Raw genomic sequence first — 23118 nt, 5'->3', positions numbered from 1 at the left:
GTCGTCAGCTGCCCGGCTTCGCGAGCTCGCCCGTCACGTACTGGGCGCGGCCGAAGCCGAACGACCAGTCGGCCGGGGTGTTCTCGACGAAGCCGATCACGAGGTCCTCGCCGGCGACTCCGACCGCGGCCAGGTTCTCGGCGAGGACGCGGAAGAACTCCTGCTTCTCGTCGGTGCTGCGCCCGGCCTGGGTGGTGATCTGGATGACGACGACCTGCTCGGAGCGCTCGATGCCGAGCCCGACGTCGAGCGCGGTGAGGCGGCCGGGCGCGTGCTCGGTGACGATCTGGAACCGGTCGCGCTCGGGCAGGCCGTAGACGTCGACGAGCGTGCGCATGAGGGTGTCGCCGATCGCGGCGATCTGCTCGTCCGAGCGGCCTTCGACGAGGTCGATCCTGATGAGGGGCATGGGCGTCTCCTGTCGGGGGATGGGGTGCGGCGGGAGCCGGTGCTCCCGGGGTCAGCTGTACTCGGGTCGTCTGTGACCGGAGACGCGCTCACGCGATGCCGGAGGTGCCCAGCAGGGTGCCCACGAGGTACGTGGCGGCGAGGGCGAGCGCCCCGCCGACGATCACCCGCACGGTCGCGCGACCGACGCCTCCTCGTCCCAGGCGCGCGCCGAGCGCACCCGTGCCCGCGAGGGCGAGGAGGACGACCACGACCGTCACCGGAACGCGCAGGTCACGGCGGCGACGTCCGGGTCGCCGCCACGTCGCCGGACGGGACCACGATGGAGCTCACGCTGCCGGTGGTGGTCGGCTGAGCCGGGCTCGTCGCGGGAGCGTCAGACCCGCCACATGCGGAACGGGCCCGTCCGCATGTAGTTGAGCGAGTCCACCTCGACGCCGTACGCGACGAGGGCCTCGTAGACGGCCTTGATCTTCTTCTCGATGCGGTGGCCGTCGTCGTCGTGCTTCGGGTTGGCGTCCCAGCTGAGCACCTCCCCGGTCGTCGAGCGCACCTTCAGGGTCGGCCCGCCGCCGAAGGGGGCCTCGCGCAGCACCGCCTCCTCCACGTCGCGGAACCACAGCACCTTCGCCGTGCCGGTCAGCGAGGCGTGCTCGATGCGGTCAGCGTAGAGACGGAACCAGCTCTTCTTGACGACGACCGCGATGAAGGCCATGAAGGCGCCCAGCACGACCAGGACGACGGTGCCGAGAGCGTCCGTCCGGGGCCGCCCGCCCAGCACCACGAGGAGGAGCGCCACGGCCATCACGGCCGGGAACACCCACACCGCACCCGCCTTCGTCTCGAACAGCACGGTCGTCTCGCCCTCGGTCCCCATGGCGCGATCGTACTGGCGGGGTCGACGCCGTGCGGCGGCAGGTGCGGCGTCAGGAGCGGGCAGGAGGGGGCCCGCCCGTACCTGGCACCGACGCGGGACCCGGGGTTGCATGGGACCCGGCCCAGGACGCCCCGATCGAGGAGGCGCCCCCCACCACGACAGGAAGAGGACCGACCATGTCGACCTGGCTCATCACCGGCTGCTCCACCGGACTGGGACGCGCGTTCGCCGAGGAGGCGCTGGCCCGCGGCCACGACGTCGTCGTCACCGCCCGCGACGTCGCCGCCGTGCAGGACATCGCGGACGCCCGCCCGGACCACGCGCTCGCGGCGGCGCTCGACGTCACGGACCCGCAGCAGGTCGAGGCGGCCGTGGCCGCGGCGACCGAGCGCTTCGGCGGCGTCGACGTGCTCGTCAACAACGCCGGCTACGGGTACCGGTCCGCCGTCGAGGAGGGCGACGAGGCCGACGTGCTGCGGCTCTTCGACACGCACTTCCACGGCAGCGTCCGGACGATCAAGGCCGTGCTGCCCGGGATGCGCTCGCGGCGCTCGGGCACGATCGTCAACTTGTCGTCGATCGGTGCACGGCGCACCGGGCCGGGGTCGGGCTACTACGGCGCCGTCAAGGCCGCCATCGAGCAGATGACCATGGCGCTGCGCACCGAGCTGGCCCCGCTCGGGATCCAGGCCGTGGTGGTCGAGCCCGGCAGCTTCCGCACCGACTTCTCGGGCCGGTCGCTCACGCAGTCCGCGACGCCCATCGACGACTACGCCGAGACCGCGGGCAGGCGCCGCAAGGAGAACGACACCAGCGACGGCACCCAGCCCGGCGACCCCGTGCTCGGCGCCCGGCTGCTCGTCGACGCCGTCGACTCCGGCGAGGCGCCGTACCTGCTGCTGCTCGGCGACGACGCGGTCGACATCGTCACGGGCGCCCTCGACGACCTGCGCACCGACGTCGACACCTGGGCGGAGCGCAGCCGGGCGACCGGGTTCTGACGCGACGGGGTACGACGCCGCCGCCGGGGTACGCCGTCGCCCGGGACTGTGACGTGGCTGGGCGTGCCGGGCGCGCGGCCGCCGAGGGGAGTGGCCTGGGCCGAGGTCCGCACCGGGCGGGCCGCCGACGAGAGGACACCGACATGGGTCTCATGGACAGCGCCAAGGACGCGCTCAACAGCGACAAGGGCGAGAAGGCCTCCGACGCGGGCATCGACAAGGCCGAGCAGGCCGTCTCGCAGAAGACCGGCGGCAAGTACGACGAGAAGATCGACTCGGCCGGCGACGCCGCCGACAAGAAGGTCGGCCACTGAGCCGAGCTGCCCACCAGCAGCAGCACCACCGCACCGCACCGCGTTCCGTGCACCGCACCGCGTCTAGACCCGGTGCCGTGCACGGGACCCGGTGCGGTGTCGTCTGTCCGGCCCCTGGCCGGACATCCGCACCTGCTAGGGTCCCGACCGACAGCGCCTAGGGTTCCGGGGTCCCACGACCCGACTGGTCCGAGCGGCGCCACGGCAGGGCGCCACCGTCCCGCCGTCATCTGAACGGACAAAAGCCTGGAGGATCCTGCCGACGTGCCCTGCGTCGGGTCGAAGGGTCCCGAGATGTCCACCACCGCGCTGTTCCTCGTCCTCGCCGCGGCCGTCTGCCACGCCTCGTGGAACGTCGTCGCCCACGGTGTCAGCCGCATCGGCACGCCGTTCCTCTGGTGGGGCGCCGTCGCCAGCGCCGTGCTCTGGCTGCCCGTCGTCCCGTTCACCGGCGGGCTCGGCGGCAGCGTCGCGGGCCTCGCCCTCGGCGCCGGCGTCTCGGCCGTGCTGCACGTCGTCTACATGACCGTGCTGCAGCGCGGCTACGCGGCAGGGTCGCTCTCCACCGTCTACGCGACCGCCCGGGGCACCGGCCCGGCCGTCAGCGCCGTGCTGGCCGTCGTCCTGCTCGGCGAACGACTGTCGGCGCTCGCCGCGGTGGGCATCGCCGTCGTCGTCGCCGGAGTCGTCGCGACCGGTCTGATCGACCGCCGCCCCGGGTCGTCGCCGGCACCCGTCGTCGACGCCGACGGGGCACCCCGAAGGAGGCGGCGGGTCGACCCCGGGATCGCCTGGGGCCTCCTGACCGGCCTGGCCATCGCCTCCTACACGATCTGGGACGCGCACGCCCTGCGCACCTGGGAGCTCTCGCCGGTGTCGTTCATGGTCGGCGTCACCGCCGTCGAGGTCGTCTTCTACACGGCGACGCTCGGCCGCCGACGCCGCGAGCTGCTCGACGTCGCCCGGGCGCACTGGCCGCGCGTGCTCGCCTTCGGGGTGCTGTCGCCGCTGTCGTACATCCTCGTGCTCGTCGCGATCCAGACGACCCCGGTCGCGCTCGTCGCCCCGGCGCGCGAGACCAGCGTCGTGATGGTCGCCGTCTTCGGCGCCCTCGTGCTGCGCGAGGGGTCCGTCGCGAAGCGGCTCACGGCCTCGGTCGTCGTGCTCGGCGGCATCGCCCTGCTCGCCCTCTGACCGGCAGAGCCGTGCCCGCTGCGCAGGCCGGCGGATGCCGCACGTCGTACAGGGCACCGAGCCCAGTGGCCGTGCCGTGCACGAGGGTGCGGCGTCACGCGTGCCGTTCCGCAGCTGCGACCCGCTGCGCCGCACGGTGCGCGATCACGGCGGCGCCGATGACTCCCACGACGGTCACGGCGGTGAGGATGCCGCCAGCTGTCTCCATCTGGCCCTCGGGCAGGCCGACGAGGAGGAGGACGATGCCTGCAGCGACGACGATCGCGGCGGTCAGCACGGTCGTCGGAAGTGCTCTCGCGTGGGCGACGCGCCAGGCCTCCTGGCTCCTCATGGTCGCGGCGGTGCGGATGCCCACCGCGCCGTTGGCCTTCAGCAGCCCCCGGGCGGCGGCCGCCGTCATCGCGGCGATGAGGACGGACAAGGTCATTGCGATGACGACGACGGTCATGAGGTGGGCCTTTCGACGGGGAAGAAGAGGGTCGTGAGCTCGGCCTCGAGCGCGGCGGCGAGGTCGAAGGCGAGTCGCAGACCAGGGTCGTACCTGCCGCGTTCGATCGAGATGATGGTCTGGCGGGAGACCCCCACGAGGTCGGCCAGCTGGGCCTGGGTGAGTCCCGCCCCCTCCCGTCTCGACCTGACGTCGTTATCCACCGACGGTCAGCCCCCTCCAGGCTCGGGAGGCGCGGACCAAGAAGTCGGCGATGGCGAAGACCGCGACCGCGGCCAGCAGGTACACGGCGATCGCAGGAGCGAACAGGCCAACGACGCTCGCGACCGCCGCGAGCGAGACCGTGTCGAAGAAGGCCGATCCGGCCGCCTTCTCGATGACGGCGTGCTCGATCGACCCGTCCCTGAACTCGGCACCACGCGCCTCGGGAGTCCGCTGGGCGAGCGTCCGAGCGGAGACGTGGACGGTGACGGCCAGGGCGACGAGGAGGCCGGCTCCGGCGCCTCGCACGATCGCGTCCGTCGCCCAGCCCGAGGTCGCGCCGGCCGCGCCTGCGCCGAGGGCTATGGCTGCGACGATCGTCGGGACGAGGGTCTTGGCCAGGGGTGCGAACATGCCTCGACGCTAGGGAGTCGAGACCGGCAGTGTCATGTTTGCTTTACTCTGACGGCCGCGGGTGACCGGCGCGGCTTCGGCATACAAGAGGTGAACTCTGCCTGAACGTGGCACGAGTTAGGTTCCTATGTCGGCCGGGTGCGTGTCACCATCGTGACGTCCCGCTCCCCTCCGAAAGGCCGTCATGTCCCTCCGCCGCCCCCGCGCCGCGATCGCCCTCGCCGGCGTCGCCCTGCTGACCACCGCCCTCGCCGGCTGCTCGACCGCCGCCTCCTCGGCCGAGGGCTCCGGGTCCGGCGACGCCGGCTACGCCGTCGACTCGAGCACGCTCGTCTTCGGCGTCGTGCCCGACTCGGTCGACACCGAGACCAACTACCAGCCGCTGATGGACTACATCGCGCAGGAGACCGGCAAGACCGTCGAGTACCACGAGTCCACCCACTACGCCGCGCTGATCGAGGCGAGCATCGCCGGCCAGATCGACGTCGCGTCGTTCTCGGGCTTCACCTACGTCACCGCCACGAACAACGGCGCCGAGCTGACCCCGATCTCGTCGATCACCACGGCCGAGGGCCAGGAGCCCGGCTACTTCTCGCAGGCCATCGTGCCGAAGGGCAGCGACATCACGTCGATCGCCGACATGGCCGGCAAGAAGATCTGCTTCGTCGACCCGTCGTCGACCTCGGGCTACCTGTTCCCGAGCTACGCGCTGCTCGAGGCCGGCATCGACCCCGAGGAGGACATCACGCCCGTCTTCGCCGGCAAGCACGACGTCAGCGTGCAGAAGACCGGCGAGGGCACCGAGTGCGATGCCGGCTTCGCCGAGGACAGCGAGGTGGCCAAGAGCGACGCCGTCGAGGTGATCGACGAGCAGATGGTGCCCGGCGCCCCGATCGTCGAGTCCGACTCCCTGCCCGACGACGTGAAGCAGCAGCTCAAGGACGTCCTCTCGAACGTCACCGCCGACCAGATCGTCGAGTCGGGCATCGAGAGCGCCGACAGCGAGGGCTTCCGTGCCGTGTTCTTCCAGACCACGCCCGTCGACGACGCCTACTACGACGAGATCCGCGACATCTGCGAGAAGACGAACGCCACGCAGTGCCAGGCCTGACGGCCCGAGCCTGAAGGAGGCGCGGTGACGGTCGTCCCGTCACCGCGCCTCCCGCGCACCGCACCTCGCGCGCCTCCGCGCACCGCACCTCCTCGAACACCCGCCTCGCCCCGTCCCGACCGGAGACCCCATGACACCGCAGACCGACCCCGCCGAGACCGTCGTCTCGCTCGAGGGCATCACCAAGCGCTTCGGCACGACCGTGGCCCTCGACGACGCGTCGCTGAGCGTCCGCCGCGGCGAGGTCGTCGTGCTGCTGGGCCTCTCGGGCTCGGGCAAGTCGACGCTGCTGCGCCACGTCGACGGCCTCGAGCGGCCGACCGACGGCCGGGTGACGGTGCTCGGCCGCGAGGTCACCGGCCTCTCGGGCCGCGCCCTGCGCGAGCTGCGCAGCGAGGTCGGCTTCATCTTCCAGCAGTTCGAGCTCGTGCCCTCGCTGACGGTGCTCGAGAACGTGCTGACCGGCTCCCTCGCCGCCGTGCGCGGACCCCGGCTCGGCCTCTGGTCGTACGGACGTGCCGCCCGCGCCGAGGGCCTCGCCCGGCTCGAGCGCGTCGGCCTGCTCGAGCGCGCCTACCAGCGCGCCGACACCCTCTCGGGCGGCCAGCAGCAGCGCGTCGCCATCGCGCGGGCCCTCATGCAGCGCCCCCAGGTGCTGCTCGCCGACGAGCCCGTCGCGTCGCTCGACCCCGAGTCGAGCGACCAGGTGATGGCGCTGATCCGCGAGATCGCGGTCGACGAGGGCCTCACCGTCATCTGCAGCCTGCACCAGGTCGACCTCGCGCTCTCGTGGGCCGACCGCATCGTCGGGCTGCGCCACGGCGCCGTCGTGCTCGACACCGAGACCGAGGGCCTGTCGAAGGCCCAGGTCATGGAGATCTACGGCCGCGTCGCGACCAGCACCGACCAGCTGGCCGCCATCGAGCTCGAGCTCGCCGGGGACGTGGCCCGATGACCGTCGTGGCCGAGCGCCCGCGGACGACCGAGGCTCCCCTCGCGCCGGTCGCCGCGCCTCCTCGTCACAGGGTCTCGCCCGAGCGCGTCGCGGCCGGCCTCACCCTCGTCGCCCTGCTGGTCGCCAGCGTCGTGGCCCTCCGCAGCGTCGGGATCGACCCGGCCCGGATGCTGCAGAGCTGGTCGAACGCCGAGCGCTTCGTCGGCCGGGTCGGCGCGGTCGAGTTCCCGCCGGCGGGCGAGCTGCTGCAGCTCACGGCCCTCACCCTCGGCCTCGTGATCTGCGGCACGCTGCTCGCGGCCGTGCTGTCGGTGCCCGTCGCCGTGCTCGCCGCCTCGAACACGACGCCCGGCGCCGGCTGGCGCGCCGCCGCCCGCTTCGTCACGGTGCTCGCCCGCGCCGTGCCCGACGTCGTGCTCGCGATGGTGTTCGTGCTGCTCTTCTCGCTCGGCACCCTGCCGGGCATCCTCGCGATCGGCCTGCACTCCGTCGGCATGATCTCGAAGCTGTTCGCCGACGCGATCGAGCAGATCGACGAGGGGCCGCGCACGGCGGTCCGCGCCGCGGGCGGCACCCGCGTGCAGCAGTTCGCCGCCGGGGTGCTGCCCCAGGTGCTGCCGTCGTGGGTCGCCACGGTGCTGCACCGCAACGACATCAACCTGCGCGGCAGCGTGGTGCTCGGGTACGTCGGCGTGGTCGGCCTCGGCCGGGAGATGTCGTTCGCGTTCAAGTCGCTCGACTACGGCCTGGGGCTCGGCTACGCGGTCGTCATCTTCGTGCTCTGCGTCGTCATGGAGATCGTCTCGAGCTCGGTCCGCGCCGCCATGCTCGGCGTCGCGCCCACCGGCCGCGGCCTCGGCGACCGCGTGGTGCGCCGGGCCACGAGGAGGCGCGCAGCCGGATCGAAGGCCGCCGACGTCCCCGAGACGGCCGGCCGGGCACCTGCCGGGGCGACGGGTGCGCAGGACGCGACCCGCGCCTCCTCGCCCCCCGCTCCTGCTGCCTCCGCTCCGTCTGCACCCGCCGCCTCCCGCACCGCCCCGGCCTCCGCTCCCGTCACCGTCGACGCGATGCTGCGCCGCCCGTGGGACCGCGCCCGCGTGCGGAACACGACCTGGGGCGCGCTCGCCGCGGCCGTCGTCGTCGCGAGCGTCGTCGTCTGCGACGTCGCCTGGGCCGACCTCGTCAGCGTGTGGAGCCGGGTGCCCGCCGTCGCCGTGCAGTTCTGGCCGCCGTCGTTCGGCAGCTACGAGACCTCGACCATGGTCGCCGCGATGGGCGAGACCGTCGCGATCGCCCTCGCCGCGACGCTGCTCACGCTCGTCGCCTCGGTCGTCGTCGGCTCGCTCGCCGCCCGCAACGTCGCGCCCAGCCGCGGGGTCCGCAGCGGCATGCGGCTGCTGCTCGTCGGCATCCGCGGGGTGCCGGAGGTGATCCTCGCCATCGTGCTGATCGTCGTCACCGGGCTCGGCACCCAGGCCGGCACCCTCGCCCTCGCCCTCGGCGGCGTCGGCCTGCTCGGCAAGCTGCTCGCCGACTCGTTCGAGGAGGTGTCGCCCGGCCCCGAGCGCGCGCTCGCCGCCACCGGCGCCACCCGCCTGCAGGTCTACGCCGGCGCGACCCTGCCCCAGGGCACCCGCGCGCTCGTCGGCCACGCCTTCTACATGCTCGACACGAACATCCGGGCGGCGACCCTGCTCGGCATCGTCGGCGCCGGGGGCGTCGGCTACTACCTGCTCAACGCGAGCCAGGGCTCGAACTACGGCGCCGTCACGGCGATCGTGCTGATGATCCTCGTCACCGTGCTCGCGGTCGAGGGCCTCGCGATGTGGATGCGGAAGGTGCTGCGATGACGGCGGTCGACGCGGGGGGCGGGGCGGCCGTGCTGCCTACGGGCGCGCGACCCGCGGCGGCGCGACCGGCGGAGGCGCGTCCCTCGGCGGCGCGGTCCGCGGCCGCGGAGCCGCACGACGTGGTCGTCGTCGGCTCGGGCATCGTCGGGCTCGGCGCGGCGCTCGCCGCCGCCGACCGGGGCCTGTCGGTGCTGGTCGTCGACCGGTCGGCCGCGATCGGCGGCTCGACGGTCCGCAACTTCGGCCACCTCTGCCTCACCCCGCAGAGCGGCGAGGCCCGCCGGCACGCGATCGCCGCCCGTGCGCTGTGGCTGCGGCTCGCCCGCGACGCCGGGTTCTGGGTCTCCGAGCGCGGCACCCTCGTGGCCGCGCGGCACGACGACGAGCTCGCGCTGCTCGACGAGCTCGCCGCCGCGCGCACCGAGCACGTGCTCGGCGACCGCCCCGAGATCGAGCCCCTCGACGAGCGCGCCCTCCGCGCCCTCGCCCCGGTGGCGCCCGGCACGACGCTCGGCGGCGCCCTGCTGCCGTACGACCTGCAGGTCGACCCGCGGAAGGCGGCGGACGCGATCCGCAGGCACCTCGAGTCGCGAGGGGTGCGCTTCCTGACCCGCACCTCCGCGGGGTCGGTCCGCAGCGGGCGCGTCGAAACGAGCCGGGGGCCGGTCGACGCCGGCACGGTCGTCGTCGCGACCAACCACGACCTCGACCAGCTGCTGCCCGACCTCGCCGAGCGCAGCGAGCTGCAGCGCTGCGGGCTCGACATGCTGCGCGTGCGGGCCGAGCTCGCCCGACCGCTCGTCGCGCCCCTGCTGACCGGCTGGTCGCTGATCCGCTACAGCGCCTTCGCCGGCACGGCCGCGGCCGACGACGTGCGGAGCCGCCTGCACGCCGAGCGGCCCGACCTCGCCGCGCTCGACCTCAACCAGATGTACACGCAGCTGCCGGATGGCTCGGTCGTCGTCGGCGACAGCCACGTCACGGGCGCGGCGATCTCGCCGTTCCAGGACGAGCGCGCCTCCGTCGCGTTCCTCGACGAGTTCCGCGCGCTGTTCGGCGCCGAGCCCGTCGTGGCCGAGCGCTGGCAGGGCGTCTACGCCTCCGGCCGAGACGAGTTCGTCGTCGACGAGGTCGAGCCCGGGGTGCTCGTCACCGTCGTCGCCACCGGGATCGGCATGACCACCGGCCTCGGGCTCGCCGAGCACGTCGTCGGCAGCCACCTCGACGGCGGGCGCGACGCCGCGCTCGCCGCCTCCCGACCCTCCTCCCTCCTGACAGGAAGCCGCCCATGAGCACCGACACCACCGCCCGCCCGTCCTCCTCCTCTGCCTCGGGGGCCGTCGCCTCAGGGCCCGTCGCCTCGGGGGCCGGCGCCTCCTCGGGCTCCGCGGCCGCCGCCTCCTCGGCCCGGGTCGAGCTCGTCGTGCTCGACATGGCCGGCACGACCGTCGTCGACGACGGCGTCGTCGAGCAGGCCTTCGCCCGCACCGCCGACCGCGTCGACCTCGGCCCCACGCTGACCCGCGACGAGGCGCTGCAGCACGTCCGCGACACGATGGGGCAGTCGAAGATCGAGGTGTTCCGTCACCTGACCGGCGGCGACGAGGCGCTGGCGCAGCGCGCGAACGAGCAGTTCGAGGTCGCGTACGGCGAGCTCGCCGACGAGCTCGGCGTCGAGCCGATCGCGGGAGCGGGTGAGCTGATCGAGGCCCTCCGCGCCTCGGGCGTCGCGGTCGTGCTGACGACCGGCTTCGCCCCCGCCACGCGCGACCGCCTGCTCGACTCGCTCGGCTGGCAGGTCGACGCGGCGCTCTCGCCCGTCGACGCGGGCCGCGGTCGACCGGCCCCCGACCTCGTGCTCACGGCGCTGCTGCGCACGGGCGCCTCGTCGGTCGCGTCGGTCGTCGTCGTCGGCGACACCGTGAGCGACGTGCTCTCCGGCCGCTCGGCCGGCGCCGGGCTCGTCGTCGGCGTGACCACGGGCGCGCACGGCCGCGACCAGCTGCTCGCCGCCGGAGCCGACGTCGTGCTCGACGGGGTCGCCGAGCTCGTGGGGCTGCCGCAGGTCGCGGGGGTGCTCGGGGGTGCGGGTGCGGGGGCCGGTGTCGCGGGCGGTTCTGCGGGCACCGGCTCTGGGGCCGCGGGGTCTGGCTCGGCGGCGGAGTCGACCGCGTTGTCGGTCGCCTGATGCGGCCCCGAGCGCTCCGAGCCCGGCACGTCGACGCGGGCACCGGCACCGCCGAGCCACAGGCCCGCGACGAGGAGGTGCGACCCGGCTCGTCGGGACGGCCTGCCTCGGGTGCCGGTCCCGTCCCGCGTCGCGGACGCCGCGCCTCCTCGGCTCCCGTGTCGGACCCGGCGGAGCCCGGGGGCGCCGCGTCCGCCTCCGCCGCCGCGGCCCCCGTCGAGCTGCGCCTCGACCCGTCGCCGACCGCGATGGTCTGGACCGAGCCCGGCCGCCGGCACGAGGCCGTCGCCGTGCCGACGGTGGTGCTCGCCCCCGGCGACGTGCTCGTCGCGCTCGAGCTGACGACGATCTGCGGCTCGGACGTGCACACGACACGGGGCGACCGCAGCGCCCCGGCGCCGCTCGTGCTCGGCCACGAGCAGGTCGGCCGCGTGGTGGCCGTCGGCTCCGGGGCGGCGGCCGTCGACGGCTCGCCGCTCGTGCCGGGCCAGCGGGTCGTCTGGTCGCTGACCGTCAGCTGCGGTCGCTGCGCGACCTGCCGGCGCGGGCTGCCGCAGAAGTGCGAGTCCGTGCTCAAGTACGGGCACGAGCGGCTTGTCACCGGGTGGGAGCTGAGCGGCGGCTTCGCCACGCACGTGCACGTGCGGGCCGGCACGGCGGTCGTCCCGGTCGCCGACGACCTCGACGCCGCGTTGCTCGCCCCCGTGTCTTGCGGCACCGCGACGGCCCGGGCGGCGCTCGACGCGGCCGCGCAGATCACCGACCTCGAGGGAGCCGTCGTGCTCGTGCTCGGCGCCGGCCTGATCGGGCTCACCGTGGCGGCGATGGCGAGCGACTCCGGAGCCCGGGTCGTCGTCGTCGACCCCGACGCCTCGCGACGCGCGCTCGCCGCCCGCTTCGGGGCCGTGGCGACCGCGTGCCCCGCGGCCGCGCCCGGCTCGGACGACAGCGTGGAGCACGCGCTCCGCGCCGCAGGAGGCGCCCCCCTCGTGGCCGTGGAGGCCTCCGGATCGTCCGCGGCCGTCGCCTCCGCGATGGCCCTGCTCGGGACCGGCGGAGTCGCCGTGCTCGTGGGCAGCGTGTTCCCCGCGCCGGCGGTGCCGTTCGACGCGGAGAGCGTCGTGCGGAGGCTCGTCACCGTCCGGGGCGTGCACAACTACGCGCCGCGGCACCTGGTCGCCGCCGCGCGCTTCGTCGAGGAGCGGCACACGGCCTGGCCGCTGGCCGAGCTCGTCGGCGAGGTCGTCGCGCTGGCCGAGCTCGACGCGGGCATCGCGGCGGCCGCGGCGGGCGGTTCGGTGCGCGTGGGGGTGCGCCCCGCCTGAGCGGCGCCCGGGCGGCGGGCCGCCCGGGCCGCCCGCCGGCCCGCTCGCAGGCTCGCCGGCCCGCGCCGCCCCGCGCCTCTGTCCGCTCCCGCCGCCCGCGCCGCCCGCGCCGCGCGCGCCGCCCGCGCCGCCGCTCGCGCCGATCCGCGCCTCCCGCCCGAACACCGCCGAGTGAACCGAACACCGCCCACTGCGGCGGTGTTTCGTTCACTCGGCGGTGTCAGGGGGAGCGGAGAAGGTGCGGCGCGCGGGACGTGCGGCCGGGCACGCGGGGGCGCGCAGGACGAGCGGCTGCGCACCGGCTGCTGCGCCGCCGTGGCGCCGAACCCCGTTCCGTTCAGAGAACCACGTTCCTTCGTGGTTCTCCGAACGGAACGTGGTTTTGTGCGCCGGACACCGGTGCGGGGGAGGCGGGCGGCGCCTCCTCGGGTCAGGCCCCGATCGCTCGGATGAAGTGGCCGCCCTCGCGGGCGCGGCCCGACGCGGCCACGGTGAAGCGGACGATGTCGCTGCGGTAGCGGTCGTCGGACGCCTCGAACGTGCGGCCGTCACGCCCGCGCGTCACGCGGTGCAGGCGCAGGATCGGCGTGCCGACCTCGACGTCGAGCAGCTCCGCGTCGAGGTCGTCGGCGGCGACCGCGTCGATCTCGTGGTCGACGTCGTCGTACGCGAACCCGCGGGAATCGAGGTACTCGGTGATCGACACCGTGTCGAGGTCGACGTCGAAGAGGACGCGGCCGACCTCCTCGATGAAGGTGAGGCGCTCGAGCATGGTCGGCCGACCGTCGACGAGCCTCAGCCGCACGACGTCGACCACCAGGTCGCCCGGCGCGATGCCGAGGGCCGCGGCCTTCTCGTCGTCGGCGCGGCGGAGCGACACCTCCTGGGTGCGGGCTCCCGGCTCGCCGCCGACGTCGCGCACCCACTTCGTGAAGGGGATCGAGACGTCGACCGGATGGTGCGCCTTGCGGGCGACGACCCGGGCCGGGCGACCGCGCCGGGTCTCGACGAGGCCCTCGCTGCGCAGCGCCGCCAGCGCGTTGCGGATCGGCCCACGCGAGGTACGCCACTGCTCGGCCAGCTCGCCCTCGCTGGGCACGTCGTCGCCGACCGCCAGCTCGCCGCTGAGGATGCGACGACGCAGGTCGTCGGCGATCTGCTCGTAGAGGGTGGTGGCCACGGTCGGATCCTAGCGAGGGGCGGTGACGCGCCGGTGCCGACGGGGGGTCGAACCCAGCGGCGGAGCCTGCGGCGGCCTGCCCCCCGCTCGTCCGGCAGGATCGCCTCCGCCTCCGCCGCCCAGCCGCCGCCCCCGCCTCACCCGCCGCCCCGCCTCCGCCTCCGCCGCCCCGCCGCCGCCGAGCCGCCTCACCCGCCGACCCCCGCCAGCACGAGCCCGCCGCCCGCCGCGACGAGCACCACGCCCCACGGCGGCGTCCGCCACGCCGTCAGCAGCACGAAGCAGACGAGCGCGAGGCAGAACGCCCCGGTCGACGTGATCGCCGTGGTCGCCACCGGGTCGAACAGGGCCGCGGCGAGCAGCCCCACGACGGCCGCGCCCGCGCCGCGCATCACGCCGCGCAGCCAGGCCCGGTCGCGCACCGCCGCCCAGAACGGCAGCACCCCGACGACGAGCAGCAGCCCCGGCGCGAACACCGCCAGCGTCGCGAGCAGGGCGCCGAGTGCGCCTCCGGGGCCGAGCGTCGTCACGGCGCCGAGGTAGGTGGCGAGCGTGAAGAGGGGACCGGGCACCGCCTGGGCCGCTGCGTACCCCGTGAGGAACGCCTCCTCGGTGACCCAGCCGGGGTCGACGAGACCGGCCTGCAGCAGCGGCAGGACAACGTGGCCGCCGCCGAGCACGAGGGCTCCGGAGCGGTAGAGGACGTCGACCAGCGCGACCGTCTCGGAGCCGGTCGCCCGGGCGAGCACCGGCAGGCCGACGAGCAGCGCGGCGAACGCGACGAGGCAGGCGACGGCCGCGCGGCGAGGCACCGCGGCCGCCCAGCGAGCCGAGGAGGCGTCGGTCCCGCCGGGCGCACCGGCCCCGGCCCCCGGCACGGTCGCGTCGCCCCGGCACAGCCACAGCCCGGCCAGCACGCCGAGGGCGATCGCCGCGAGCTGGCCGGCCGAGCCCGGCAGCGCGAGCGCGAGCACGGCGGCGACCACGGCCACGGACGCGCGGACCCGGTCGGGCGCGAGCGACCGCGCCATCCCCGCCACGGCGTGCGCGACGATCGCCACCGCCCCGATCGTGAGGCCGGACACGACCGCGCCCCCGACCGGACCGTCGAGGAGGCCCGCCCCGGAGGCGACCGCGAACATCAGCAGGGCCGACGGCAGCGTGAAGGCGACGAACGCGGCGAGGGCGCCGAGCGGCCCGGCGCGCAGCAGCCCGAGGCCGAGGCCGACCTGGCTCGACGCCGGACCGGGCAGGAACTGCCCGAGCACGACGAGGTCGCCGTAGTCGGCGTCGTCGAGCCAGCGGCGCCGCTGCACCAGCTCCGCGCGGAACCAGCCGAGGTGCGCCACCGGCCCGCCGAACGACGTGACCCCGAGCACGGCGAACGCGCGCAGCACCTCGGCCGCGGTGCCGCGACGAGGGGGCGCCTCCTGCGGGGCGTCGTCCGGGGCGTCGTGCGTCGTGTCCATCCCGTCCATGGTGGCCGGTCGGCGGCCGCGGCGGCGTGCGGCGAGGTGGACGCCCGGTGACGGTCGGGTGACGGGCAGGGCGGCGGCCGTGGCCCGTGGAACACTGGACGACGTGCGCATCTACCTCGTCCGACACGGCCAGAGCACCGCGAACGCCGCGGGGGCCGTGAGCAGCGCGGCCCCCGGGCCCGACCTCACCGACCTCGGTCGCGAGCAGGCCGAGGCGCTCGCCGCCTCTCTCGGCGACGAGCGGATCGACGCCGTCTACGCCTCGACGCTCGTGCGGGCGCAGCAGACCGCGGCGCCGCTCGCCGCGCGCCTCGGGCTCGAGGTCGTCGTGCGCGACGACCTGCACGAGATCGAGGCCGGCGACCTCGAGGACAGGACGGACGAGGAGGCGCTCCGCGGCTACGTGCAGCCCCTGGTCGCCTGGGCAGGGGGAGACCTCACCGCATCCGCCCCCGGCGCTCCCGACGGGCACGCGTTCTTCGCCCGCTTCGACGCGGCGATCGCGGACGTCGTGGCGCTGCACGACGACGACTCCGCCGTGGTGGTCGTGGGTCACGGCGCCGCGACCCGCGTCTGGCTCGGCGGCCGCGCGCTCAACGTCGACCCGGCCTTCACGACGAGCACCGAGATGGAGAACACCGGGGTCATCGAGGTGACGGGGTCGCCCGTGGCCGGCTGGACGGTCGTGAGCTGGCAGGGCGCGCCCGTCGGCGTCGCCGCCCCGAACGACCCGACCGGCGAGGCACTCGGCGAGGGCTGAGCGCCCCGCGGCGCCAGCCCCGCACCCCGAAGTGGACGATGCACCCCGTCGTTTCGGGGTTCATCGTCCACTTCGGGGTTCGGGGAGTGCGCGGGGTGCGCGGGGGGCTGCAGCAGCCGGCGCTCAGTCGGGCAGCGGCGCCGCGTAGACGCGGAACTCGCCCTTCTCGGCGTGCATCCTCCACAGCGTGTCCGCGAGCACCTCGGGCTCGTGGGCAGGGTCGCCGCCCCCGATGCCGAGCGGGATGATGAGCTGGCCGACGTGGATCCCCTCGTCCGCCAGCGCACCGTGCAGCAGCTCGGCGTAGGCGCTCTCGCCCGCGAACGCGACGGCGGTGCCGGTCACGCCGTCGCGGGCACGGACCGCGCTCGAGCCGTTGACGAAGAGCAGGGTGCCGCCGCCGAGGCTGCGCATGCCCGGGATGACCTGGTGCGCGGCCGTCGCCGGGCCGTAGATCGAGAACTCGACCGGTCCGACGAGGTCGTCGGCGACCGTCTCGAGCACGGGGCGCATGAACTCCTTGGCGGGCAGCGGGCTGTACTGCAGCACCTCGATCGGGCCGAGGCGCGACGCGGCCTGCTCGAGCGCGGCGACGAGCGACGGACGGTCGCGCACGTCGGCGGTGAAGCCCGCGGCGGTGAACCCCTCGTCGACGAGCTGGGCGGCGAGCTGGTCGACGCGTCCCTGGTCGCGGGCGATGAGCGCGATGCTGAGGCCCTCCCGGGCGAAACGGCGGGCGACGGCGAGGCCGAGGCCCTGGCCGGCGCCGATGATGGCGAGTGTGGTCATGCCCCGACCCTACGGACGGCCGAGGAGGCGCGACCCGCCCTGCCAGCGAACGTCGAGCCTCAGGGGCGGCCGGCCGGCGCAGGCCGTCGGGTCAGCGGCCGAGCTCGCGCAGCAGCGCCGCCTCGTCGTCGGCGTCGAGGCCGGCCCGCCGCGGGCGGTCGAGCCCGCGGGCGCGCTCGTCGGCGAGCACCCGGGCCGTCGTCTCGGCGAGGGGCCGCGTCGTGCCGCCCGCGGCGCGGAACGCCGCCGTGTCGCGCCGGGCGAACCCGGACGCCTCGTGCGGCAGCCACAACGGCAGCGACCGCGGGCCCGCCCACCAGTGCACGTCGTGGTCGACCAGCCAGGCGTCGTCGACCGGCACGAGCTCGGCCGCGGTGCCGGCGGCGACCCGCGCCTCCTCGATCACGTCGGCGAGCGGCAGCGGCTCGCCCGCCGCGGTGACGACCCCGAGGAGGCGCTCCCGCCCCGCCCGGACCACGAACGCCGCGAGGTCGCCCACGTCGATCAGCTGCGCCCAGCGGCCCTCGGTCGTCGGCACCAGCACGCGTCCGCCGCGCGCCAGCCGCGACGGCCACCAGCCGAAGCGGTCGCTCGGGTCTCCCGGCCCGACGATCAGCGACGGACGCACCACGAGGAGGCGGTCGCCCAGCCGGGCGGAGGAGGTGCGTTCTGCCCACGCCTTCTGCTGGGCGTAGTCGCCGGGGTCGGGGCGCTCGCCGACGGCGACGAGCTCGGCGGACTCGTCGGCGCCCGGCTCGTCGTCCCGGGCGTGCACGGAGACGGACGAGATCGAGGTCCAGTGCCGCGCGCGGGCGGCGAGGGCGTCGAGCGCGCCCTCGACCAGGTCGGGGTCGGTCGCGAGCTCGACGACCTCGTCCCAGTCGCGGTCCACCTCGTCGTAGGCGCCGGGGAGGGTGCGGTCGGACCGGACCAGCGCTGCTCCGTCGGGGGCGCCTCCTGCGCTGCCCCGGGCGAGGCAGGTGACGTCGGCCCCGTCCGCCACCGCCTGTCGTGCGATCTCGTGGCCGAGCCACCCCGTCCCGCCGAGCACCAGCACCTTGCGCATGTGGGCCAGCCTGGCAGGTCGGGCGCGGGTCGGCACGGTGTCGGACGCCTCGTCTACCCTCGCCGCATGGACGCCGAGCCCCCCGACACCGCCACCACCGTCGTGCGCCTCTTCGTCGGCCACGCCTCGTCGCCCGTCTGGTTCGAGGGTCCGCGCGACTGGGGCGAGATGGGCTTCGACGACGACCTCACCGCCGACCTCCGGCGCTGGGACGCCGACTGGTACTCGTCCCGCGACCGCGACGACCACCGGTGGGTGGCCGACGAGCCCGAGATCGAGCACCGGCGCCGCGGCCTCGCCCTGGCGGGGCGCGTCGCCGACGCCCTCGGGCGGCCGTTCGTCGTCCAGGTCGACGCGGTCGACGAGCCCCGCGGGCCGGACGGGGCGCTCCGGCGCGAGCTGGTCGCCTCCGAGCAGGGGCCGATGCAGCCGCGCGCGTCGGCGCGGTTCCGGGCGTGGGCCGACGAGGCCCGGGCCGAGCACGCCCGCACGAGCGCGGCTCTCGCCGAGGGCGGCGGCCAGTGGGTCGCGTACGCGCCGTTGTCGGGCGAGACGTTCCGCCCGGGCAGGGCGCCGCGGCGGTGAGGGCGCCGGGCGGATGGTGAGAGCGCGGCGGCGGTGGAGGCGCGACGCGGATGGTGAGACCGCGAGTCATGAGGCGGGCACGGCCGCCGCGCAGGCGGCCGCGCCCTGGCCGATGTTGTCCGCAGAGAGCTTCACGGGCAGGGCTGCAGAGCAACACCAGCCGGTGAAGACGCACGTGAAGACGCCTTCGACACGGTGGACGCTACGCCGCGCGGGGGCCGCCCGTCCGGATGCGCGTCCCCGTCGACCGTCGTGCACGACGCCCCCAGGCGGAGACGGTCTACCGTTCAGGGCATGTCCGTCACCCTCCCTGCCCCTGGCCGCCTCGACGACCGAGCGGTCGTCGTCACCGGAGCGAGCTCCGGGATCGGCCGGGAGGCCGCCCGTGCCCTCTCCGAGCTCGGCGCGACCGTCGCCGTCGTCGGCCGGAACCCGGACCGCACCCGCGCCGTCGCCGACGAGGTGGGCGGCACCGCCTACCTCGCGGACTTCGCCGACCTGTCGTCGGTCCGCTCGCTGGCCGACCAGCTGCTGGCCGACCTGCCCCGCATCCACGTGCTCGCCAACAACGCCGGCGCCACGATCTCGGAGCGCCAGCGCACCTCCGACGGGTTCGAGCTGACGTTCCAGGGCAACCACCTGGCGCCGTTCCTGCTCACGTCGCTGCTGCTGCCGCGCATGGTCGAGACCGCCGCCGACCTGGCCGCGGGCACCGTCCGCGTCGTCCAGACCTCGAGCGCCGGCAACCTGTTCGGCCACGTCGACCTCGACGACCTCGACGGCGACGAGCAGCGCTGGCTCGGCGGCTTCCGCGCCTACGGCACGTCGAAGCTGTTGAACATCCTCTTCACGCGTGAGCTCGCCCGCCGGCTCGGCAGCACCGGCGTCGACGCGTTCGCGTTCCACCCGGGCTTCGTGGCATCGGGCTTCGGCGGCGACGGACCGGTGATGGCCTTCGCCAAGCGCGCCGCCGTGTCGACCGAGCAGGGCGCCGAGCCCCTCGTGCGCCTCGCGGCCGCGCCGTCGGTGCCGGCCCCGAGCGGCAACTACTTCGACCGGCTGCGTGCGCCCGGCCGTGTCGCGGCGCAGGCCGGCGACCGCGACCTGATGCGCGGCCTGTGGGAGCGCAGCGCCGACCTGCTCGGCATCCCCGCCGACCCCCTCGCCTGACCCGGCTCCCTGCCCGGCCCCTCCCTCATTCAGGAACGCGCGTCCTGAGTCCGCGCGGCGGGGGGAACGAGGTTCCTGAACGGTGCACGGTTCAGGAACTCGGGCCCGCGAGTTCCTGAATCATGAGAGAACCCCGAGCCGCGTCGAGCCGAGCATCGGACGCGAGGACGCGAGGACGCGAGGACGCGAGGACGCGCGGACGCGAGGAGGCGCGGGTCGGCTCCCACGCCAGCTCCCTCACTCAGGAACGCGCGTCCTGAGTCTGTGCGGCGGGGGGAACGAGGTTCCTGAACGGTGCACGATCCAGGAGATCGGGCCCGCGGGTTCCTGAATCATGAGAGGCCGACCTCGAGCACGAGCTTGAGCTCGAGCACGAGCACGGGCAGCCGCACGGGCACGAGCGGGAGCGCGAGCGCGCGGCGGCGCCGGGCACGAGCCGTCGTCGCGCGACCGGACGCAGGAGGCGCGGGCCAGGAGTTCCCGACCCGCGCCTCCTCGGCACCCTGCGTCCGCAGGGCGGCTCCGCCTAGTACGCGACCGAGATGTGCTCGCGGCGGTGCGCCGGCGTCTCGATCTCGTCGACGATCGCCGTGGCGAAGTCGGCGCCGCTGACGGCGGAGACCCCGGCGTCGTCGGTGAAGGCGACCTCGCCGCCGACGCGGTAGCGGCCGAGCGCCTCGCCCGGCGCGTACGAGCCGAACTGCAGCGCCGGCGAGACGAACGTGAAGTCGAGCTCGTCCGAGCTGGCGAGCAGCCCGCCCAGCACCTCGTTCATCTGCAGTGCCTCGGAGGCGAACTCCGGCGGCAGCTGCCCGGTCTCGGCCTGGCGCGGCCCGCCCTCCTCGAGGCGCAGCGAGCTGTAGCCGCCGACGACGACGAAGCGGGCGCCGTGCTGCTCGGCCAGGGCGGCGAGCTCGCGGTCGACCTCGACGATGCGTCCGTCGAGCTCGCCGCGCGGCGACAGGCTCGACACGACGACCTCGGCGTCGGCGACGGCACGCGCACGGGTGTCGGCGTCGACGAGCGAGCCGGTCTCGTAGCGCACGCCCTCGACGCGCGCCTCCTCGGCGGGTGCGTTGCGGCTGACCGAGACGACCTCGTGGCCGCGGCGCGCGGCCTCGGCGACGATCGCGCTGCCGGCGTAGCCGGTCCCTCCGACGACGGTGATGCGGGTCATGGTGCTCCTTCTGTCCGTGGTGGTCGGCAGCTACGCTAGGTCCATTGCTCTCCGATGGGAAGTAGGCACTTCTTGGTAACCGTCACCGCCCCCGTGTCCGACACCGCGCCTCCTGCGGTCGACCCGGCCGCCGACCTCGGTGCGCCTCCCGCCCTCGACCCGTACGCGGCCGGGTGCCCGTCGCGCCGCCTGCTCGACCGCATCGGCGACCGCTGGACCGTGCTCGTCGTCGGCGCCCTCGGCGACGGGCCGCTGCGCTTCTCGGACGTCCGCCGACGCGTCGAGGGCATCTCGCAGAAGATGCTGACGCAGACGCTCCGCGGGCTCGAGCGCGACGGGCTCGTGACGCGCACCGTCTTCGCCGAGGTGCCGCCGCGCGTCGTGTACGAGCTGACGGAGGCGGGCGAGACCCTCCGAGGCCCCCTGCGCGCCCTCGAAGAATGGTCGATCGCGCACTTCGGGCAGGTCTCGGGCGCCTGGGCCGAGTACGACGAGCGGGTGGGCGCGGGGGCGGACGCGCAGGGCTGAGGCCAGGACGGGCCGGCGGTCGGGCCGGTCGCTAGCTGTGCTCGCCGCGGAGCACGTCGGCACGGGCCTCGCGGTGCTCCTCCGTGCTGATGACGCCGCGCGCGGCGAGATCATCGAGCTCGGCGAGCCGCTCGTCGAGCGAGCGATCGGGTCGCAGCGCCCGTGACTGCAGGAGCCGGGCCGCGAGGTCGACCTGCGAGGTCACCGGACTGAGGCCGTTCCGCCGGGCGCGGACGACGTTCACCACCACGAGCACCACGACCGCGACGAACCCGAGCGCGACCACGCCGAGGGCGAGGCTCCAGACGAGGTCGTAGGAGGCGGGGAACCGGACCGTCGAGAGCAGCATGTCGGTCATCCTGGCAGCCGGACGCGCCGGGCCGGAAGGGCCTCTCGACGGGACCCCGAGACCTGTCGCTGCGGTGGGCCAGCGGTGCGTCGGCCCGGCGGCCCCTGCCGCGGGCCAGGGGGTGGACGCAGCCGCGCACGGGTCGTAGGGTCGAGGCGTGATCATCACCGCAGTCGCGCAGCCCTCGGGGCGTCAGGAGGTCGTCGGCGGACTCTCCGCCGGCGGCAGGTAGTCGCACCGTCGACTCCTCTTCCTCTCCCTCCCCCTCTGATCACTGCTCGTGTGCGCCGTCGTGTGCGCGCCTCCTCGGCTCGAGGCCGGCCCCGGCCGGTCCGTCGTGCGTCGAGCGGTCACGATCGGTCCTCCCGCCCGGCGCGGAGCACCGTCCGCGACCACTCGACCCCGGCCGGCCCGGCCCCGGCCCCGGCTCACAGCCCCCGGCGCGCGGCACCGCACCCGAGCGACCCTGCCGAACGGTGAACCCCTGATGCTGCCCCTGACCGCCTCCGCCCTCCGCGCCTCCTTCGTGAACGCCTCGCGCAAGGAGCTCGGCGACCTGCCCCTCCCTCCCGACCTCGACGTGCTCGCCTGGGACTCGCTCGAGTTCCTCGGCTGGCGCGACCCCAAGCTGCCCCGCCGCGCCTACGTCGTGGTGCCCGTCGACGGCGAGCCCGTCGGCGTGGTGCTGCGCCAGGCCGAGGCGACCCCCCGCGCCCGTGCCCAGTGCAGCCTCTGCCAGGACGTGACGCTGCCCGCGCCGGTCGCGTTCTTGAGCGCGAAGCGGGCCGGCGCCGCCGGACGCAACGGCGACACCGTCGGCACGCTCGTCTGCGCGGCCTTCCAGTGCAGCGTGAACGCGCACCGCCCGCCGCCGCCCGCGTACCTCGGGTTCGACGTCGCCGCAGCCGTCGAGCAGCGGGTGCTCAGCCTGCGCGAGCGGGCCGCCGGCTTCGCCCGGACGGTGCTCGACGGGCGCTGACGGGCCGGCCGGGCTTGCTCGTAGGTGTCGAGTCGTCGGGTGCGGTCGTCCGGGCTGCCGTGAGGCGCCGGTGCTGACCACTCGACGGGCTCGGGCCCGGCTCGGGCCCAGGTCCGGGCCAGACCCGGGGTCAGCCGAGGAGGCGCCCCACGGCCACGCGCACGATCGCGCGCTGGGCATCGACGTCGGCCGTCCGCGGCTGGTCGTCGGGCAGGCCCGGCAGCTGCATCCACGCCGACGCGATGGCCAGCACGAGGGCGAAGAGGTCGTCGGCCGACCACGGGGGCGTCCCGTCGCCCGCGACGAGCCGCTCCAGGTGACCCACGGAGGTGGTGCGCACGCTCTCGAGGACCCCGAACGACGACGCCCAGTCGTGCCGCTGCTCGAGGCGGGCCCACGACAGCAGTCGCTGGTTCGCGGGGTTCTCGACGAGGTGGTCGAAGACGGCGACGGCGAAGTCCTCGACCGTGGCGAAGTCGGTCGAGGCCGCCTCGCCGAGCTGCGCGAAGGAGTCGTTGAGCACGGCGGTGAACAGGGACTCCTTGTCGCCGACGTGGGCGTAGAGGCGCTCCTTGCTGCAGGCGGCCGCGGCGGCGATGCGGTCGACGCGCGCGCCGGCGAGGCCGTGCTCGGCGAACTCGGCCGTGGCCGCCGCGAGGATGCGGCGGCGCGTCTCGTCCGCGTCGTAGGCCATGCCCTCACGATAGCCACTCTCGAGCCGCCCCTTACGACCCAACCAACTAGTAGGTAGTATCGATCCGTCCACGA

The 23118-nt window shown here is 75.1% G+C and carries 26 protein-coding genes and 1 pseudogene; 14 read left to right on the top strand and 13 right to left on the bottom strand.

All coding sequences use genetic code 11. The features are described 5' to 3' along the window. Positions 1-4 precede the first annotated feature (4 nt). The 3 genes and pseudogenes from FHR78_RS10035 to FHR78_RS10025 form a co-directional block, all read right to left on the bottom strand. Complete coding sequence (locus FHR78_RS10035; protein ID WP_166760349.1) at positions 5-409, bottom strand: tautomerase family protein; 405 nt, start codon at positions 407-409, stop codon at positions 5-7. A gap of 88 nt (positions 410-497) precedes the next feature. After that, positions 498-683: pseudogene (locus FHR78_RS10030) on the bottom strand (VIT1/CCC1 transporter family protein); the annotation flags it as partial. A gap of 101 nt (positions 684-784) precedes the next feature. Continuing rightward, the gene (locus tag FHR78_RS10025) at positions 785-1285 is read right to left on the bottom strand and encodes a hypothetical protein (protein WP_166760348.1); all 501 of its coding nucleotides are present in this window, start codon (positions 1283-1285) and stop codon (positions 785-787) included. Positions 1286-1461: 176 nt separating this feature from the next. Here FHR78_RS10025 and FHR78_RS10020 point away from each other — a divergent pair, with 176 nt between their 5' ends. The 3 genes from FHR78_RS10020 to FHR78_RS10010 all read left to right on the top strand — a co-directional run bounded on the left by FHR78_RS10020 (position 1462) and on the right by FHR78_RS10010 (position 3794). Next, positions 1462-2286: an oxidoreductase gene (locus FHR78_RS10020; protein ID WP_166760347.1), complete on the top strand. Its 825-nt coding sequence runs from the start codon at positions 1462-1464 to the stop codon at positions 2284-2286. A 143-nt stretch (positions 2287-2429) separates the two neighbouring features. Continuing rightward, positions 2430-2600 carry an antitoxin gene (locus FHR78_RS10015; RefSeq protein ID WP_166760346.1) on the top strand — a complete coding sequence of 57 codons (171 nt, stop codon included), beginning with the start codon at positions 2430-2432 and terminating at the stop codon, positions 2598-2600. A 294-nt stretch (positions 2601-2894) separates the two neighbouring features. Beyond that, a complete protein-coding gene (locus FHR78_RS10010; RefSeq protein ID WP_166760345.1) occupies positions 2895-3794 on the top strand; it encodes an EamA family transporter in 900 nt (299 codons plus the stop codon). 94 nt (positions 3795-3888) lie between these two features. Here the strand turns inward: FHR78_RS10010 and FHR78_RS10005 are convergent, their stop codons facing one another. From FHR78_RS10005 to FHR78_RS09995, 3 genes are read right to left on the bottom strand one after another with little or no spacing between them, the layout of a single operon-like run. Continuing rightward, positions 3889-4242 carry an SdpI family protein gene (locus tag FHR78_RS10005; RefSeq protein WP_166760344.1) on the bottom strand — a complete coding sequence of 118 codons (354 nt, stop codon included), beginning with the start codon at positions 4240-4242 and terminating at the stop codon, positions 3889-3891. Then, entirely contained in the window at positions 4239-4445 is a 207-nt protein-coding gene (locus FHR78_RS10000; RefSeq protein WP_166760343.1) for a helix-turn-helix domain-containing protein, read from the bottom strand. The genes FHR78_RS10005 and FHR78_RS10000 overlap by 4 nt, the downstream gene beginning before the upstream one ends. After that, the gene (locus FHR78_RS09995) at positions 4438-4857 is read right to left on the bottom strand and encodes a hypothetical protein (protein ID WP_166760342.1); all 420 of its coding nucleotides are present in this window, start codon (positions 4855-4857) and stop codon (positions 4438-4440) included. Before FHR78_RS09995 ends, FHR78_RS10000 begins: the two co-directional genes overlap by 8 nt. Before the next feature lie 184 nt (positions 4858-5041). Here FHR78_RS09995 and FHR78_RS09990 point away from each other — a divergent pair, with 184 nt between their 5' ends. From FHR78_RS09990 to FHR78_RS09965, 6 genes are all read left to right on the top strand, one after another. After that, positions 5042-5968, top strand: coding sequence for a phosphate/phosphite/phosphonate ABC transporter substrate-binding protein (locus FHR78_RS09990; protein ID WP_166760341.1), 927 nt, complete (start codon positions 5042-5044; stop codon positions 5966-5968). 130 nt (positions 5969-6098) lie between these two features. Then, positions 6099-6923, top strand: coding sequence for a phosphonate ABC transporter ATP-binding protein (gene phnC, locus FHR78_RS09985; protein ID WP_166760340.1), 825 nt, complete (start codon positions 6099-6101; stop codon positions 6921-6923). Further along, a complete protein-coding gene (locus tag FHR78_RS09980) occupies positions 6920-8776 on the top strand; it encodes a PhnE/PtxC family ABC transporter permease (RefSeq protein WP_166760339.1) in 1857 nt (618 codons plus the stop codon). Before phnC ends, FHR78_RS09980 begins: the two co-directional genes overlap by 4 nt. Further along, positions 8773-10068, top strand: a complete 1296-nt coding sequence (locus FHR78_RS09975; RefSeq protein ID WP_166760338.1) for a TIGR03364 family FAD-dependent oxidoreductase — start codon at positions 8773-8775, stop codon at positions 10066-10068. The genes FHR78_RS09980 and FHR78_RS09975 overlap by 4 nt, the downstream gene beginning before the upstream one ends. Then, positions 10065-10964, top strand: coding sequence for a phosphonatase-like hydrolase (locus FHR78_RS09970; protein ID WP_166760337.1), 900 nt, complete (start codon positions 10065-10067; stop codon positions 10962-10964). The genes FHR78_RS09975 and FHR78_RS09970 overlap by 4 nt, the downstream gene beginning before the upstream one ends. Continuing rightward, the gene (locus FHR78_RS09965; RefSeq protein WP_243862278.1) at positions 10964-12289 is read left to right on the top strand and encodes an alcohol dehydrogenase catalytic domain-containing protein; all 1326 of its coding nucleotides are present in this window, start codon (positions 10964-10966) and stop codon (positions 12287-12289) included. Before FHR78_RS09970 ends, FHR78_RS09965 begins: the two co-directional genes overlap by 1 nt. Positions 12290-12719: 430 nt before the next feature. On the opposite strand, the gene FHR78_RS09960 is transcribed toward FHR78_RS09965, so the two are convergent. Together FHR78_RS09960 and chrA are read right to left on the bottom strand one after the other, a co-directional pair. Next, a complete protein-coding gene (locus FHR78_RS09960; RefSeq protein WP_166760336.1) occupies positions 12720-13469 on the bottom strand; it encodes a UTRA domain-containing protein in 750 nt (249 codons plus the stop codon). A gap of 188 nt (positions 13470-13657) precedes the next feature. Continuing rightward, on the bottom strand, positions 13658-14938 hold the full coding sequence (gene chrA, locus FHR78_RS09955; RefSeq protein WP_166760335.1) for a chromate efflux transporter: 1281 nt from the start codon (positions 14936-14938) through the stop codon (positions 13658-13660). A gap of 88 nt (positions 14939-15026) precedes the next feature. On the opposite strand from chrA, the gene FHR78_RS09950 reads away from it, so the two are divergent. Further along, the gene (locus FHR78_RS09950; RefSeq protein WP_347878136.1) at positions 15027-15707 is read left to right on the top strand and encodes a histidine phosphatase family protein; all 681 of its coding nucleotides are present in this window, start codon (positions 15027-15029) and stop codon (positions 15705-15707) included. 123 nt (positions 15708-15830) lie between these two features. Here the strand turns inward: FHR78_RS09950 and FHR78_RS09945 are convergent, their stop codons facing one another. Together FHR78_RS09945 and FHR78_RS09940 are read right to left on the bottom strand one after the other, a co-directional pair. After that, a complete protein-coding gene (locus FHR78_RS09945) occupies positions 15831-16496 on the bottom strand; it encodes an SDR family NAD(P)-dependent oxidoreductase (RefSeq protein WP_166760334.1) in 666 nt (221 codons plus the stop codon). A gap of 91 nt (positions 16497-16587) precedes the next feature. After that, positions 16588-17562: an NAD-dependent epimerase/dehydratase family protein gene (locus FHR78_RS09940; RefSeq protein WP_166760333.1), complete on the bottom strand. Its 975-nt coding sequence runs from the start codon at positions 17560-17562 to the stop codon at positions 16588-16590. 66 nt (positions 17563-17628) lie between these two features. Between FHR78_RS09940 and FHR78_RS09935 the strand changes: the two genes are divergently transcribed. Both FHR78_RS09935 and FHR78_RS09930 read left to right on the top strand, forming a co-directional pair. After that, positions 17629-18147, top strand: a complete 519-nt coding sequence (locus FHR78_RS09935; protein WP_166760332.1) for a hypothetical protein — start codon at positions 17629-17631, stop codon at positions 18145-18147. A 294-nt stretch (positions 18148-18441) separates the two neighbouring features. Continuing rightward, positions 18442-19317, top strand: a complete 876-nt coding sequence (locus tag FHR78_RS09930; RefSeq protein ID WP_166760331.1) for an SDR family NAD(P)-dependent oxidoreductase — start codon at positions 18442-18444, stop codon at positions 19315-19317. 526 nt (positions 19318-19843) lie between these two features. Here the strand turns inward: FHR78_RS09930 and FHR78_RS09925 are convergent. Further along, a complete protein-coding gene (locus tag FHR78_RS09925; protein ID WP_166760330.1) occupies positions 19844-20494 on the bottom strand; it encodes an NAD(P)-dependent oxidoreductase in 651 nt (216 codons plus the stop codon). 189 nt (positions 20495-20683) lie between these two features. On the opposite strand from FHR78_RS09925, the gene FHR78_RS09920 reads away from it, so the two are divergent. After that, positions 20684-21022, top strand: a complete 339-nt coding sequence (locus tag FHR78_RS09920) for a winged helix-turn-helix transcriptional regulator (protein WP_243862469.1) — start codon at positions 20684-20686, stop codon at positions 21020-21022. Between the two features lie 31 nt (positions 21023-21053). Here FHR78_RS09920 and FHR78_RS09915 read toward each other — a convergent pair whose 3' ends face one another. Further along, complete coding sequence (locus FHR78_RS09915; protein ID WP_166760328.1) at positions 21054-21371, bottom strand: hypothetical protein; 318 nt, start codon at positions 21369-21371, stop codon at positions 21054-21056. 487 nt (positions 21372-21858) lie between these two features. Here FHR78_RS09915 and FHR78_RS09910 point away from each other — a divergent pair, with 487 nt between their 5' ends. Then, positions 21859-22350 (top strand): FBP domain-containing protein, encoded by a 492-nt coding sequence (locus tag FHR78_RS09910; protein ID WP_166760327.1) that lies wholly within the window; start codon positions 21859-21861, stop codon positions 22348-22350. A 130-nt stretch (positions 22351-22480) separates the two neighbouring features. On the opposite strand, the gene FHR78_RS09905 is transcribed toward FHR78_RS09910, so the two are convergent. Continuing rightward, complete coding sequence (locus FHR78_RS09905) at positions 22481-23044, bottom strand: TetR family transcriptional regulator (protein WP_166760326.1); 564 nt, start codon at positions 23042-23044, stop codon at positions 22481-22483. Positions 23045-23118 lie beyond the last annotated feature (74 nt).

This window comes from Frigoribacterium faeni, assembly GCF_011761235.1.
Lineage (GTDB): Bacteria > Actinomycetota > Actinomycetes > Actinomycetales > Microbacteriaceae > Frigoribacterium > Frigoribacterium faeni_A.
This window is presented reverse-complemented; position numbering and strand designations above follow the sequence as displayed.